We start from the raw sequence: 14,671 nt of genomic DNA, 5'->3' as shown, positions 1-14,671 counted from the left end.
AAATGCCACCATAATTTGGTGGCATTTTAAAAACTATTTTACTCGCACCTACTTAATGTTACATGGTAACATATTTATCTTTAACTCAGCCTTTTTTTTAACATCTTTATTGAGATATCGAGTGCATCACTAAGCTCATTTTTCTGTTCTATATACTTTTCAAGTGGATTAGAGTCGGACTCTACTTCAAGACACACATTAAACAACCACTTCATGCCCATTGAACCAGCAGAACCTTTTAACTTATGAGCCAGTTGTTTGATTTCTCCCTTGTCGCCAGATTGCTCTGCTTTTACCAGCGCTTCCATTATTTCACTACTACTCTTGCAAAAGAGCTCGACCAACCGAACAATCTTATCTTTACCCAGAACCCCAATGTCTTCTTCAAGAACAGAGTAATCGACAACAACGTTGTCTTTATGAGCTTCTACATTATCTCCTTTGGTTTGCTCTAAGAGCAGGTTTCTGCCTTCAAGTGACGCTTGTATCGCATTGGACAGTTGTTTCTTATCCAATGGTTTAGGGATATAACCATCAAAGCCAGCGTTTATGTAGTTCTCAACTTCTTCACTAAACACATGAGCAGAGACAGCGACCATAGGGATTGGCTCTTCTCCATTATTTTTTTCAACCTGACGCAATCGCGCAAGCAACTCTACACCGTTACAATCCGGCAGATTGATATCAAGCAGTGCGATATCATATCGGTTTTCCAGAAAGCATTTTTCACCCGACGCACCATCTTCAGCGATAGTCACCTCATGGCCTTCCAAAGATAGGAATCCTTCCGCAACCATGCAGTTAACAGGGTTGTCTTCAACCATCAGTATCTTGGCTTTGTATTTCGTTTCTCGCTGCGTCTCAACCTTAATTTCACTTGGTGCGTCAGTTTGTTTCATTGGAATAGAGAACCAGAACCGACTTCCCTGACCAAGTTCAGATTCAACGGAGATATAACCACCCATCGCTTCGACCAGTTTCTGGCTAATCGCTAAACCTAATCCAGTGCCTCCTACTTTCGCTTCTTCCGTACCAAGTTGTGAAAACACTTTAAACAGCTTGTCAGCGTCTTTTTGATCAATACCAATACCGGTATCAGTCACTTCAAACAGCAGGTTGCCTTTTTCCTCCGGGTCTTCACTGACATAGAGATCGATATCGCCTTTCTGGGTGAATTTAATCGCATTACCAAGTAGGTTGTTCAGCACCTGTGCAATACGAGTTGAGTCACCAGACCAATAACCACAGATATCACTTTCCAACTGACAATGAAAACCCAGTCCTTTTTCGTTCGCGCGGCTTTCCAGCAGTTGGAATGTATCTTTAACCAACTCACAAATTTCGAAAGGAGCGGGCCTAATCTCAAGTCTGCCCGCCTCTATTTTGGAGTAATCCAGAACATCGTTAAGAATGGCTAACAAGTTAGAACCGCTTCGGTTAATCACGTCTACATAATAGCTTTGCTGGCTATTTAATCCCGTCGATTTAAGTAAAGTCGCTGTTCCCAGGACACCGTTCATCGGCGTTCGGATCTCGTGACTCATCGTAGAAAGAAATGCACTTTTTGCTCTGTTTGCCTGTTCTGCTTCTTCCCTCGCTTTCGCGTGTTGAGAAACTTCCCGATTTAACTGTTCATTCGCATCCTGAAGCTGTTTCGTGCGTTCGGTGATCGTGTCTTCAAGTTGCGCTTTATGCTGCTCCAGCTCGAGCTTTGCTGCCTTCTCGCTTTTCGCCACCACCTGCAACTGCTTTGCTGTATCTCGCGCAGTAACAATCGCCCGGCCCATATGAGCGATTTCATCTTTCCCTTTCACTTTTAGGTTGAAACCCAGTTCGCCATTTGCAATAGAAACTAGCGCATCTGAATAAGCATGTAACCTTTTAACTACAGACTGATAAACAATTTTCCAGATGATGATGCTCATGGCGATCAGACCTGTTAACGACAGTATAACCAGAGACCACTTTGCGTAATTTAAAGTTTTTGTCACATCTGAAACAGCCCTGGCTGTCACAAGGTTAGATTCATCAACTAACTTGTTTACCGTGGCGTTGAGTTCTTCAAAAACCTCTAACGTCTTAACCTTCAAACCGTTAGCTGTCTCTTTAATTTGAAAACGCTGACTCAGCAAGTCGAACACAACCCGTCGCTGTTTTAGTTGCTCTAACAGCGCTGTCATCTGTTCCGAGCGAGTAGGATCTTCAACGGATCTCACTCGTCTCATCATGATTTCCATATTGGTGTCGAATTCACTGCTCAACTGCTGAATACGGTCAAAGTTAGTTACCGTTTGTGATTCTTCGATATGCGCCAGCATCTGAAAGGCAAGCAGATGGAGTTCATGTAATCGTTCGGAGAGGTCAAGGTCGACTTCGACTAGAGTGTCAAGTGCATCAAAAACAGTCTCTGTTTCTTGATCTTCAACCAGTCCGTAGAGCTGTGTCACGTTAGCGACGGTTATGGTGCTGGTATTTCTTACCTGAGTTCGGGTGAGCTCCTCAAGTTCATCAGCTAAAGTACGCATCTCGTTAACCCGTAACGCGAGGTCTCGTTCAATTGCTAGTCCCTGCTCTACAGCGATACCAAGTTGGGCGATGGTATCGATGATGGTCTGAACGTGAGTTTCTAACGCTTCTAATATAGAAACGTTGAATTCATCATTTCCTAACTCTTCAATATGACTCAGTAGTTTTTCCAACAACCCAAAAAGCTGCTGACCCGCCATACGTCTTTCCAGTTCTGTTTCAGAACTGGACAATATCTGAACTGACGAAATAATTCTTGAACTTAATCCGGCGACTTCTCTTGCTTCCAACATCGCTGGGATTGCCGTATCAACCACCTTCTTTTCAGTTTTAGCAACAAAATTGAAACCCGATGTACCTATCGCCACAGCTAAAATCAGAAAGCCGGCCATGGCTGTAAAAGAAAACAGCAATGTTCTGCCAATACTCGCGGGAGCTAACAGCATTATTAATACCTGACAATAATAGTTCTAATACGGTATATTCTGCAGGGTATTGAAACCGAAACCAATGATCTCGTGGAAATGAATGTAAAAAGAGTGAGAAACGTCTTTTCAATGGCAATTCTGAGCGGCTTGTTTTTAAACAGCGCTTTAGCATTTGCTTCGAATAAAGTTTGTACTATCTACCCACACCTTAAAGATTCCTATTGGTTGTCAGTAAATTATGGGATGGTCATGGAAGCAGAAGCTGCCGGGTTGGAGCTAAAAGTTCTTGAGTCAGGAGGCTACCCCAACGTTAACAAACAGAGACAGCAACTCGCCTCCTGTTATCAGTGGGGTGCAGATGCAATTATTCTCGGTACAGTGTCGCCAAACGCGTATCTAGACCAGATCAACCAGTTAATTGGTGACACTCCCCTGTTTGCTACGGTCAATCATCTGAATATCGGTGTCAAAGACCGACCTCAGTTTGAAGGTGAAGTTGGCGTCGACTGGTATTGGATGGGCTACAACGCAGGCCAATACCTTGCTCAAAAGCACCCTAAAGATAGCGGTACGGTTAACGTCGCCTGGTTGCTTGGCCCGCGTTTCAGTGGCGGGACTAAGCCTGCTACACAAGGCTTTTACGATGCGCTTGATGATTCAGATGTAAACATTATCAGCACCTACTGGGGCGACAACGATAAAGAGATACAGCGCAATCTCGCTCAGCGTGTATTAGAGCTCCCTGACATCGATTATATTGTTGGTGGCGCAGTTTCTATTGAAGCGGCCATCAGTGAGATAAGAAAAGCACCGGAGCATCAAAATATCGGCTTGATTTCGACGTACCTCAGTCATGGTGTATATCGAGGGCTTTTGAGAAATAAAGTCGAGTTTGCATCGACCGACAAAATGGTTCTGCAAGGGCGCTATTCTATACAGCAGGTTGCTAGCTTCTTTGACGATCAGCCCTACGAAATGTCACTTTCTCCAGTGATAGAAAAGCTAACGCCAGAAAATATAAGACTCACGGACATTAAGGACTCGTTATCACCTCTTGGATATCGACCGGTTTTTAGTGTACAAAACGACATTAATAGTAACTCAGCTGTTGAAAGTGCAAGCAACTAAACAATATTGTGTCAGAAATTTGATATCAGACTAGTCAACAAGGAATTTTCACTGGCAGAATATGCCTGAAAAATTAATGGAATGAAATAATGCAAAAAACAACACGAACCTTACCGGCCCATAAACACATTGCACTTGTTGCTCATGACAACTGCAAGCCAGACCTTCTGCGTTGGGTAAAAGAAAACAAGACTAAGCTCCAGGGTCATTTCCTTTACGCAACAGGTACAACTGGAAGCATGTTGAGTAAAGAAACAGGCTTAGCCATCAAGAGTATGATCAGTGGCCCGATGGGTGGTGACCAACAACTTGGTGCGTTCATTTCAGAAGGCAAAATCGACATGTTGATTTTCTTCTGGGATCCACTGAACGCGGTACCGCATGATCCAGATGTAAAAGCGTTACTACGTATCGCAAGTGTATGGAATATTCCAACAGCAACAAACCGCGCCTCTGCAAACTTCTTGTTTGAATCTTCGCTTCTTGATAAAGAAGTGGATGTAGAAGTTCCAGATTATGATGCTTATCTGAAAGAGCGTTTGTAGTTATCCCCTTATCTAAGGCAATAACTTAACTCAAACATTAAAGGGAGCGATTTCGCTCCCTTTCCTTATTCTAGTGACGCCTTTTACCTGTCACTCCACACAGCCATTTCATTGCCGCTAGGTTCGACAAAATGGAACCGGCGCCCTCCGGGAAAGGCGAATATATCCTTGCTAATTACCCCACCATGTTGTTGGATAGTAACCATGGTCTCTTCCAGGCTCTCACTATAAAAGACAAGCAGAGCGCCACCATGCTCCTGAGCACATGCATGTTCAGAAAGATAAAAACCGCCCATCAATCCGTTTGCGTGAAAAGCGGTATATTCTGTACCATAATCGGTAAATTTCCAGTCGAAAACCTGAGAGAAAAATGCCTTCGTTCTTTCAAAATCTGACGCTGGATATTCGATGTAGTTGATTGAACCATGTTCAGGATGTATTTGATCAGACATGACTATACTCCGATGATTTTCTATCTCTTTTTAACTATAGCGTAGTCCTGAGTAACTAACTCATTCACGAACTCAGATTCTCTCGTTTCGTAAGTCACCCATACTTTCTCTTTTGCTCGAGTTAAAGCGACGTAGAAAAGCCTTCGTTCCTCAGCGTGCGCAAACGTGTCGGAAGATTGAACAAGTACAGCGTTTAAATGAGGTTGACGAGGTGCTGACGGGAACTGACCTTCATCAACGTTCAGGATAAACACGTAGTCTGCTTCTTTTCCTTTGCTGGCATGACAGGTCATAAACTGAATGTTTAGATCAGCAAATTGCTTCTTCCAGTCTTTTAGTTCTTCGGGTTTGTGATAATGATTTCGCCCCAATAGCAGAACACTTTTAACCATCGTAGCTTTGTTATTCAATGCCTTAAGCTCTTTTTCGATGCTCTTAGCTGGCATCACGTAAACGGCTTTCTGCTTTTGTTGCCGGTGACTGACCATCTCTTTCGACAGTTGTTTAGGGTTGCTCTGTACAAACTGGCTGGCAACATCGCTTATTTGATTGTTGAAACGGTAGGTTGTGTCGAGATAACGTACCGTCGAGTTGGGATATCGGTCAGAAAACTCAGTAATAAGATCAACATAAGACCCTGTAAACTGATATATGGACTGCCAGTCATCACCAACGGCAAACAAAGACGGACTTTTAACCAGACCATCATTTGATTCTGTTTTTTGACTGCACAGCGCTTCGAGCAATGCCTGCCTGTCAGGTGAAATATCCTGATACTCATCAACCATGATGTACTTCCATGAAGACTTAAATTTGCCTTTTTGTACATAAGAAGTCGCTTTGGTAATCATGGTATAAAAATCAATCTGGTTCCGATCTTTTAGCATTTGCTGCCAGGCCTGATAACAAGGCCAAACGAGTGACAACTCACTATTTAAACGAGAATAGTCATCGTGAACGACGATTTTTTCCTGCAGTTGCTTCTTGCCGAGGTGAAGCATACATAATTGATCGAGTTGAGATTCCAGCCACGCAATAAGTTTAGGGTTTTCCGTTTGGCCACCCAGTTCGTCGTCACCTTTTAAGTATGCAATTGGCCATTTTGATAGGTGTTTTTGCCAGCGTTTAAAGTTGGCAGAATTAGTCCAGTGTTGCTTTAACCACTCGCTACACCATACCTGTTTTAATTTCGAATCTGTTGCTTGAGGACAGATTTTAACGCGTTCGTTTTCTACCGTATTTAGAATCATTAAGCCGAGTTTATGAAACGTTTGAACCGATACTTTTTCTGCAGCTAACCCCACCCTGTCATCAAGTCGTTCTCGCATCTCATTGGAAGCATCTGAACCAAATGCAAGCATGAGCAGTTCTTCCGCCTGCGCAAGGTGACTCTGAAGCAAGTAGGCTATACGAGCGGTAAGGACGCTTGTTTTGCCCGTTCCTGCTCCGGCAAGTATCAGGTTATGGTCATCGTTTATCAGCACCGCTTGTTGCTGAGACACGTTGAGCGGAGAACTTTCTACCTGTGCGAACAAGACAGCCCAGTTCTCCCTTTCTCGTTCTAACCATTCAACATTTCGTTGTTCAAGATTTTCTTCATCATTTTCTAACCAGTCGGCTATCAGCTCAAGTTTTGAAGGTTGCCTTAGCAAGGCTTCTGCCAGTGTTGTGTTTATCTCCTCCATCTCCTTGCTGACCTTTGCTCGCCATACATCAAGGCTCGAATGAGTAAGGTAAGAGGGTTGCTTGATGAGAAGTTGCAATGACGACTGCCACTCAGGCAGTTTTTGATTAAGTTGCTTACACTGTTCTTGGTGCCATGTCTGATAGAGTTCAATTGCCTCTCGGGCAAAAGACTTGCATTCATTCCAGGGTAACCCCTGAACCGCCCAGGCAAACCTTTTTCCGTCGCTAACATGCGAGTAAAACGTCAGTGTACCCCATAAAAGCCCTCGCTTAAGAACGACACTTCCATCCCAGATAGAGAATGGAATTCGCTCTTCGCTTTTTGTAGAAGATATGATCAGCCATTCAGGCTGAATCTCGACCTCTCTGTACTCTTCCTGAATAAAGAAATTGGCCAGTTCACTAGCACACAGACGCATATCGGGTTCTCGGAAAGTTCACTAAAAATCGAAACCACCAGAATACGTAATATTTTGACTGAATTGAAGTCACATAGTAACAAATCAGTCTAACAACCAACTGTTATTATGAAATTTTTCTGCTTTGGCCTTATAAATTTGATAAATTAAGCCCTATCAGTTTTATCACCTAAAAAGCAGAAAACCTTGTTAACCCATTTCCACCGTTACTGGAACCACCAGGCATTTCACTATGGTGCTTTGATCCTCTTTGCGCTTCTTGGAGTCATCGTACCTTGCTGGTACTTCGATAGTTCCGATTATATGATTCCAATGATTCTGGGTGTCATCGCAGCAGCGTTAGCAGAATCGGACGATAATTTTTCAGGAAGGTTGCGCGCACAAACCATCACGGTGATTTGCTTTTTAGTTGCGACTTTATCGATAGAGATTCTGTTTGCTCATCCAATCCTTTTTGCGTTAGGCCTTTTTACATCGACGATAGGTTTTATCATGTTGGGCGCCATCGGACCCCGATACGCAAAAATCGCATTTGGTTCACTGCTTATTGCTATCTACACCATGCTCGGTGCACACCAGAGCACAAACTATTGGCTTCAGCCGTTACTGCTTATTACAGGAGCCATCTGGTATTTTATATCATCATTAATCTGGCTAACTTTATCTCCACTAAAACCCGTTCAACAAAGTCTGGCAAATGTGTTTGTGCAGATTTCAACTTACATGGATGTGAAACGCGAGCTTTTTCATCCCGTTGAAAAACTAACGCCACAACCGCTTCGCATTAAGGAAGCCAATTTGAATGCGAAAACTGTTCAGGCATTAAATGAGTGTAAAGCGACATTCTTGTCTCGCTCCAAGCGAGGTCATGTTGACAGTACAACAGATAGATTTCTTAATACCTACTTTATCGCACAAGATATTCATGAGCGAATAAGCTCTAGTCATTATAGATATCAGGAACTTGCTAGCTTGTTCATGCGCAGTGACGTGCTGTTTCGATTCAAGCACGTGATAGAGTTGCAATCCAAAGCTTGCCTCGACGTATCGAAAGCGATTGGTCTAGGTGTTGCTTATGAACACTCTGATAAAAGCAGTATCGCACTTGAGGAACTCAAACAATCTATTGAAAATCTGGACAATGGAGGCTCAAGAGAAATCCAAACTGCGGTACTTCAGATACAATACCTTTTCAATAATTTAAGCATGGTTGAAAAGCAACTTGCCAATATAAGCAACCCCGATGCAGTTGAATTTCAAGGTGACGAGTTACTTGAAGATACAGAAGCACATACCTTTGCTGCAATGTGGGAAAGAGTTCATTCTAATCTAAATCCAGGTTCTCTCTTGTTCCGACATGCATTAAGGCTTTCTATAGCGCTCGTAGCGGGATACACCGTCATTCAGCAGTTTAATCTTGAGAACGGTTATTGGATCTTGCTAACCATACTTTTTGTTTGTCAGCCGAACTACAGTGCAACAAAGCAAAAATTGGTTTCGCGTGTCGCCGGAACAGTGGTCGGTCTGTTGACTGGCAGTTTATTGCTTTCCCTGTTCCCTTCCCAGATATCTCAGCTCGTGTTCATTGTGCTCTCTGGTGTCGCATTCTTTGTTTTCAGAGTAAACAACTATAGCTATGCAACTGCATTTATTACCGTTCTTGTTCTATTCTGTTTCAACCAGCTAGGTGAAGGTTACGCGGTCATATTGCCAAGGCTTGCTGACACCTTGATTGGTTGTGTGCTCTCGGTTCTTGCAGTTACCTTTATTCTTCCAGACTGGCAATCAAAACGGCTTCACAAGGTGATGGCGGAATCCGTTAACGCTAATAAGCTCTATCTGGCCCAGATAATTGGACAGTATCGGATAGGAAAACAAAATGACCTTCAATATCGAATTGCTCGCAGGAACGCCCACACTCACAGTGCCAATCTCAGCTCGGCGATTAACAATATGTTGTCAGAGCCAGGTCGGTATCAATCTGCAAAAGGAGAAAGCTTTCGCTTCCTAACATTAAATCATGCCTTACTGAGCTATATCTCCGCGATGGGAGCACATCGGTCGCGTATTAATGACGAGGTAACACACCAACTTATTCTGGATGCTCACCGAAGCATCCATCAACGGCTTGAAATGTTAAGCAGTCAGCTTAACAACGATTGTGAAAACTTCCAGCCAATCGCAGACGCTTATGAACTTGAGGCTCGCCTAAATGAATGGCATAGCGCGGATGAACGTTCCGCAGAACTCGTTCTGCAACAACTTCATTTGATACTCAGAATAATGCCTGAGTTACATAAGTTGGCGAACGACTTCGCCTCCTGTAAAGCATAAGAGCACAGTAATAGCTTGGAAAACGAGTGAGTTTCTGACACAAAAGATCAAATCGCTGACATTACTCTTACATTTTGTCAGACAAACTTACTTACTATTCCCTTAACCAAATGAAAACTTGGTCGTAAAGGATAGTAAGATGAGCCTACATCAATTTGAACAGATACAATCTCAAATCGTTCAGCTTAGCGTTGAACAATTAATTGCATTGCAGAGTCAAATTGCATCTAAACTCGCTAGCGAATCTGAAGAACAGCCCCTTGTTACCGATGAAGAGCTGGATATGATATCAAGTCTTTTCCGTTAATATTTGAACTATTGAGCAATTAATATTAGGCTTTAGATATAGCGCTAAGGAAAATATCTATGTCTGTATCATCGGTTCAATCCGGTTATGCTCTTATAAACCAATCCCAGAATCTTGCCAAAGAAGCTGCAAACGAAATCGCGCAGAAAAACTCTCGTGAAGATCTCGAGTTTAACAAGCTTGAGCGGCCTTCTGATATCGAAAAAGAACAAGAAGTCGAACAAAAAGAAGCCATCAGAGAAGAGGAAAAAAAGAAAGCTGCGTCCTATGAAGAATCGCTGGTTAAACTCAATCAGGCGCAAACCTACAATCAAGCCGGAGTCAATGTTGTACAGCGTTCAAATGAGGTCATAGGCACACTTCTCGACACCCACGTCTAAATCTTTATATCCATTCATCCTTTAGAATTTGACATTTACCCTACCCTTTACGGTTAATTCCGTCTAATCTAGCCCTAGAATAAAAAGAAGTTTGGCTATATATGGAATTAACAATAAATCAGACGGATAAGATAAAAGATTATCTCGAGTTTGGAATGAAGTTGGCGGCTGTCATTAAGTTTGGTCCAAAAGATGACTACGCTTTTCAATGCAATTTAGTTGGCATTAAGGAAGGCCAGTTCATCATTCTTGACCTGCCCTCTAAAGCGGTAGAAGACCTCATCACCCGGAAAACAAGTAACGCTCGCATTGTTGTGCGAGGAGTGACTGATACTGAGCTAGGCGATATTATTGCTTTTAAAACCGAAATCATTACTGTCTCTTCACGTCCAACATGGCTTATGTATCTTAAACTGCCATACAGTTTCGAAAGTAAGCCAATTCGCTCCAACAAACGAATAAAAATGAACCTGCCGGTGAAAGTGACTCACGAGGAACTTGAATATAAAGCGACACTGAGAGACTTATCTATGTCTGGTTGCGGTTTGGTTGTGAACAAAGCGCTAAACATCTCCAAAGACGACGAAGTCGCTATAAATACCTTTTTAGAAAACTATCCGGAAGAATCTCCAAAGTGCATCGTTGTGAACTATCGTAAGTACACAAATCAAACTTTTCTGGGCATCAAGTTTGAGCCTGAGTTAAAGATGTCGGATAAACTAAAATACGAAATCATCGACAAAGCAATTTTTGGCGAATAATTTAATTTGGAAAATAGTTTGGTGGACAGCTTGATGAGCTGTCCGGAAAAGCTTTGCCATCATAGAAAGTTTTCTTTGTAAAAAGAGAGTGCTTCAGCAAACTGCGCTTCTTTGATCGGTTTCACCAACACATAATTCGCCCCTGCCTTTAGGAAGGCTTGTCTGGTGCTATCAAAACCGTCCGCAGTACAAGCAATGATGGGTGTATCAATACCCATACTTCTTATTATTGCGGTCGCATCGATACCGTCTAAGTTGGGCATTTGGTTGTCCATTAAAATAATGTCGAATTTGGTCTCTTTCAGAATCTCAATTGCTTTATAACCATCTTTCGCCCACTCGACTTCAATTCCGAATTTTTCACAGAATGTCTTCGCGATAAATGCGTTAGTTTGATTGTCTTCAACAATAAGCGCTTTTAAATGTTTACCCAAAAACGCGGTATAAGATTCCGATAGGTCTTCTTTGATTTGCACATTGTTCTTGTCAATGATCTCAACTGGCAGTTTCAATGATATCTGAGTACCGAACCCTTCAGAACTCACGATGTCTATCTCACCATCCAGCATATCAACAAGACTTTTAACAATCGCTAAACCAAGGCCACTTCCGCCATACTCACGCGTCGATGTTTTCTCTGTCTGCACGAAAGGTTCGAAGATGTGGCTTAGGTTTTTCTCTGAAATACCTATTCCGGTATCTTCAATCGAGATTGTAAGGTCGGTATATCCCGGAAGCATACTATCTAGTTTTACGCTTACCTTGATATGCCCAATATGAGTAAATTTTACTGCGTTACTCAGAAGATTGAACAAAATCTGGTTTAATCGAACCTGATCAGTACGAACAAAAACCTCTTGTTCATTCGCACTAGCCACTTTGAGTTTGATGCCTTTGTCTAAACAGAGTGGACGGTAAATGTTCTCGATTGATTCAACAACGGTGCTCAACATGAAGTCATTGTGAACAATTTTAAATTTACCTTTCTCAATCTTGGAAAAATCTAAGATATCATTCAATACAGCAAGAAGATGTTCGCCGCTTTGCACCAGTACATCGACTTTTTCTTCTTGTTCCGGTTCTTTCAAGGTCTTCTTAAGAATGGACGAAATACCCAAAATTCCGTTAAGTGGGGTGCGAATTTCATGACTCATTCGGGCTAGGAAGTCTGCCCGCTCTCTGGCAGATTTCTCGGCTTCCAATCTCGCGAGGTTACTTTGATTCTCCGCTTCGATAAGCGTGGTAATATCCTGTCCCTGACCAATTATCGAGTGAACACCGTTTTCCATGACTACTGGAGAGATGTTCCACCGATAAACGGTATCACCGATATTGATGTTTGTACCCGATAAGGTAGCTCCGCCCTTAACGGTAAGTAACTTCCTATGAACTGAAGTTTTAAATGCTTCGAATGACGCCTCGCTAAATACCGATTCATGAGTAAAAGCCTTTTTTGCGGCCGGGTTCATTCGCATGATGTTTAGGTCTTGATCCCAAATGAATATCGGAGATACAGCAAACCTGAAAAGATCCTGAAAAGATTTTTCCTTCTCAATTAACTCTTCAAACGTATGTTCGAGTGTTAAACCTATATGGTCAAATTCGTAAACCGATGAACCAGAAAATGGTTTAATATCCCTACTCTCACGAGCACTTTGGGTGTAAACCATAAGTTGGTTGAGTTCACCATTTATTTTCCGTTGGATTAGCAACCGCGCCACGACAGCAGCAAGAAAAATTGATACAGCAGAAAAAACAAAGCTCAGTTTAAAGTTCTTCTCTAGCGTCAGAATGTTCTGATTGTTTTGAATACTATAAACATCGAGTGGTGTCTCTACCCCTCCAATCTTAAGATTTACTTTGTTATAAAGATAATCACCGATCAGGCTTTCACCCGATTCTGTAGAGCGAAAAAGACTCTCATAGAAATCTTTGTCAAAATGGATGGTCGAAGCCACTGGAATGTTATTGATCGCTAATACGACGTCCTGTGTGTTACTAGCCGTCTTAAGATGCTCAACCAGCGCGTAATTGTTATCGAGAACAATACCGATGAAAAGTGTTCCAACAACTTCACCATTCGCGTCGTTAACGATCGGAGACTTACGGACAAGTACTTGAATATCACCTATTTCCGTTTCTACCGATGTATAGTGCCAGGTGTTGTGAAAAGTAATCGCCTTGGAAAAATCAACCAGCTTTGCTTGAGATATACCGAAGAAAGGTGAGTTTCCATCATCCCAAAAAATCCCGTTACCTCGGGTAATAAACCGAAAATCTGGAGTGCTACTCAGATCGGCTTTTTCAGCAGCGACAAAGTAGTCATCTGTTTTTCGGACGGAGCCCGACTCCACGTACCCAAGCAAAGTCGATGCCTTGGATTGACTACTTTGTAAAGCTTGTATTGACGCAAGTTTATAATCAAATAGGTTTTGAATAAGTGATGACGTTTGTTGAAGACTGCGCTCAACTTCCTGATTAACGGCTGCAGTACTGAATTGGTAGCTAAAAAACAGAGAAACCAGCATCAGTACTGAGAACACCATCATTAACAAGCGAACCGTAAGGTTCGCCATTGTAAGCTTAGATTGTTTCTGTTGGCTCATTATCTGTCTGAATACCTGAATGCGTACTGTTTCAAGTGCTCCACTCTCTCTGGACTGTCATCGTTAGTCACTAATTCAAAACTACCGGAATAGACTGTAGGTGTGGCTTTACCTTCCATATCCCACTTTATCGCTTCGGCCATCGCTACTCCAGTATCATCATTCATACGCATCACAGTGACATCAAGATCGCCTAATTTTAATGCGTTAAGTTCTGCAGAACCACCACCCCAGCCATTAATTTTGATGTCCGTTCTACCGAGTTCTTTGAGTGCATCTACCGCTCCTAGTGCAATATCGGTAGAGCAAGCGTAAATCAGTTTGATATTTGGATTTTTTTCTAACATTAACTTAGTCGTTCTATACCCACTCAGTTTGTTGGCTTTGGTATAGAATGAAGAGCTTAGAATATACTCACCGCTGCTATTCATCGACTTAATAAAGGTATCCCCCCTAACGTCACTGATGTAACCCTGAGAAAAATAAAGTACGGAATACTCAGACTTCTCAGGAAGGACTGCTTTAAAGTAGTCGGCCAGCGCGAGTGTGCCTGTTTCGTGGTCGAACCCCACATAGAAAAACGGCTGCTTCTTCTCCCACCCTTTAACTGGAGTGGTAATGTTTTGCAGGATTAACTTGGTTTTAGACGTATGTAACACATGTTCAATAAACTTTTTGTGTCTGCTCGTATCCAACGTAAATATAAGATAGTCAGTATTACTTTTTAATGCGTTATTCAGAGAGATACTTTGCTGTCTGGTATCCGCATTGGGTTTTGTGAACACCTGTACAAGCTCGTAGTTGATGTTGAGCTCATTTAATCTCAGCTCAAAGGCTTTGATGTTTCTTCGCCAATAATCCGAGACCTGCTCACCAGGATAAACCACCGAAATGGTTATCGGATTTTTATTCGACATAGCAATTGGAACAGGCGTTTCCCGGACAACTTCATCGAATGCCTTGGTAAGTAACTCTTGATGAGGGAACGCTTCCAAATAGGATTGGTATCCCCAATAGCTGCTTATGTGCTCTGCACTAAAAAGGAATGAAGAATACAGGAGACTGAGCGCCGCACAAAGCTTGGTTTTTCTCTTCACTT

Annotated in this window: 11 protein-coding genes; 6 read left to right on the top strand and 5 right to left on the bottom strand. The window is 42.4% G+C overall.

Features of this window, described 5'->3' with window-relative positions; translation table 11 throughout:
• Positions 1-80: 80 nt before the first annotated feature.
• Positions 81-2,972: a TMAO reductase system sensor histidine kinase/response regulator TorS gene (gene torS / locus SNR28_RS04140; protein WP_375749760.1), complete on the bottom strand. Its 2,892-nt coding sequence runs from the start codon at positions 2,970-2,972 to the stop codon at positions 81-83.
• 72 nt (positions 2,973-3,044) lie between these two features.
• Here torS and torT point away from each other — a divergent pair, with 72 nt between their 5' ends.
• On the top strand, positions 3,045-4,082 hold the full coding sequence (gene torT, locus SNR28_RS04135; RefSeq protein ID WP_375749759.1) for a TMAO reductase system periplasmic protein TorT: 1,038 nt from the start codon (positions 3,045-3,047) through the stop codon (positions 4,080-4,082).
• An 89-nt stretch (positions 4,083-4,171) separates the two neighbouring features.
• Entirely contained in the window at positions 4,172-4,627 is a 456-nt protein-coding gene (locus tag SNR28_RS04130) for a methylglyoxal synthase (protein WP_375749758.1), read from the top strand.
• A gap of 83 nt (positions 4,628-4,710) precedes the next feature.
• Here the strand turns inward: SNR28_RS04130 and SNR28_RS04125 are convergent, their stop codons facing one another.
• Positions 4,711-5,079, bottom strand: coding sequence for a VOC family protein (locus SNR28_RS04125; protein ID WP_375749757.1), 369 nt, complete (start codon positions 5,077-5,079; stop codon positions 4,711-4,713).
• Between the two features lie 20 nt (positions 5,080-5,099).
• Entirely contained in the window at positions 5,100-7,184 is a 2,085-nt protein-coding gene (gene helD, locus SNR28_RS04120; RefSeq protein WP_375749755.1) for a DNA helicase IV, read from the bottom strand.
• 186 nt (positions 7,185-7,370) lie between these two features.
• Between helD and yccS the strand changes: the two genes are divergently transcribed.
• From yccS to SNR28_RS04100, 4 genes are all read left to right on the top strand, one after another.
• Positions 7,371-9,518 (top strand): YccS family putative transporter, encoded by a 2,148-nt coding sequence (yccS, locus tag SNR28_RS04115; protein ID WP_375749754.1) that lies wholly within the window; start codon positions 7,371-7,373, stop codon positions 9,516-9,518.
• A 139-nt stretch (positions 9,519-9,657) separates the two neighbouring features.
• Positions 9,658-9,825 carry a hypothetical protein gene (locus tag SNR28_RS04110; protein WP_375749753.1) on the top strand — a complete coding sequence of 56 codons (168 nt, stop codon included), beginning with the start codon at positions 9,658-9,660 and terminating at the stop codon, positions 9,823-9,825.
• 59 nt (positions 9,826-9,884) lie between these two features.
• Complete coding sequence (locus SNR28_RS04105) at positions 9,885-10,205, top strand: hypothetical protein (RefSeq protein WP_375749752.1); 321 nt, start codon at positions 9,885-9,887, stop codon at positions 10,203-10,205.
• Positions 10,206-10,306: 101 nt separating this feature from the next.
• Complete coding sequence (locus tag SNR28_RS04100) at positions 10,307-10,966, top strand: PilZ domain-containing protein (RefSeq protein WP_375749751.1); 660 nt, start codon at positions 10,307-10,309, stop codon at positions 10,964-10,966.
• Positions 10,967-11,025: 59 nt separating this feature from the next.
• Here SNR28_RS04100 and SNR28_RS04095 read toward each other — a convergent pair whose 3' ends face one another.
• The gene (locus SNR28_RS04095) at positions 11,026-13,572 is read right to left on the bottom strand and encodes a LuxQ periplasmic sensor domain-containing protein (RefSeq protein WP_375749750.1); all 2,547 of its coding nucleotides are present in this window, start codon (positions 13,570-13,572) and stop codon (positions 11,026-11,028) included.
• Positions 13,572-14,669 carry an autoinducer 2-binding periplasmic protein LuxP gene (locus tag SNR28_RS04090; RefSeq protein WP_375749749.1) on the bottom strand — a complete coding sequence of 366 codons (1,098 nt, stop codon included), beginning with the start codon at positions 14,667-14,669 and terminating at the stop codon, positions 13,572-13,574. Before SNR28_RS04090 ends, SNR28_RS04095 begins: the two co-directional genes overlap by 1 nt.
• Positions 14,670-14,671: the final 2 nt, after the last annotated feature.

Origin of the sequence: Vibrio iocasae (assembly GCF_042245395.1) — a bacterium.
GTDB classification, from domain to species: Bacteria; Pseudomonadota; Gammaproteobacteria; order Enterobacterales; family Vibrionaceae; genus Vibrio; species Vibrio iocasae.
Note: the sequence above shows the minus strand (reverse complement) of the source record. Positions and strands in the feature narration are given on the sequence as shown.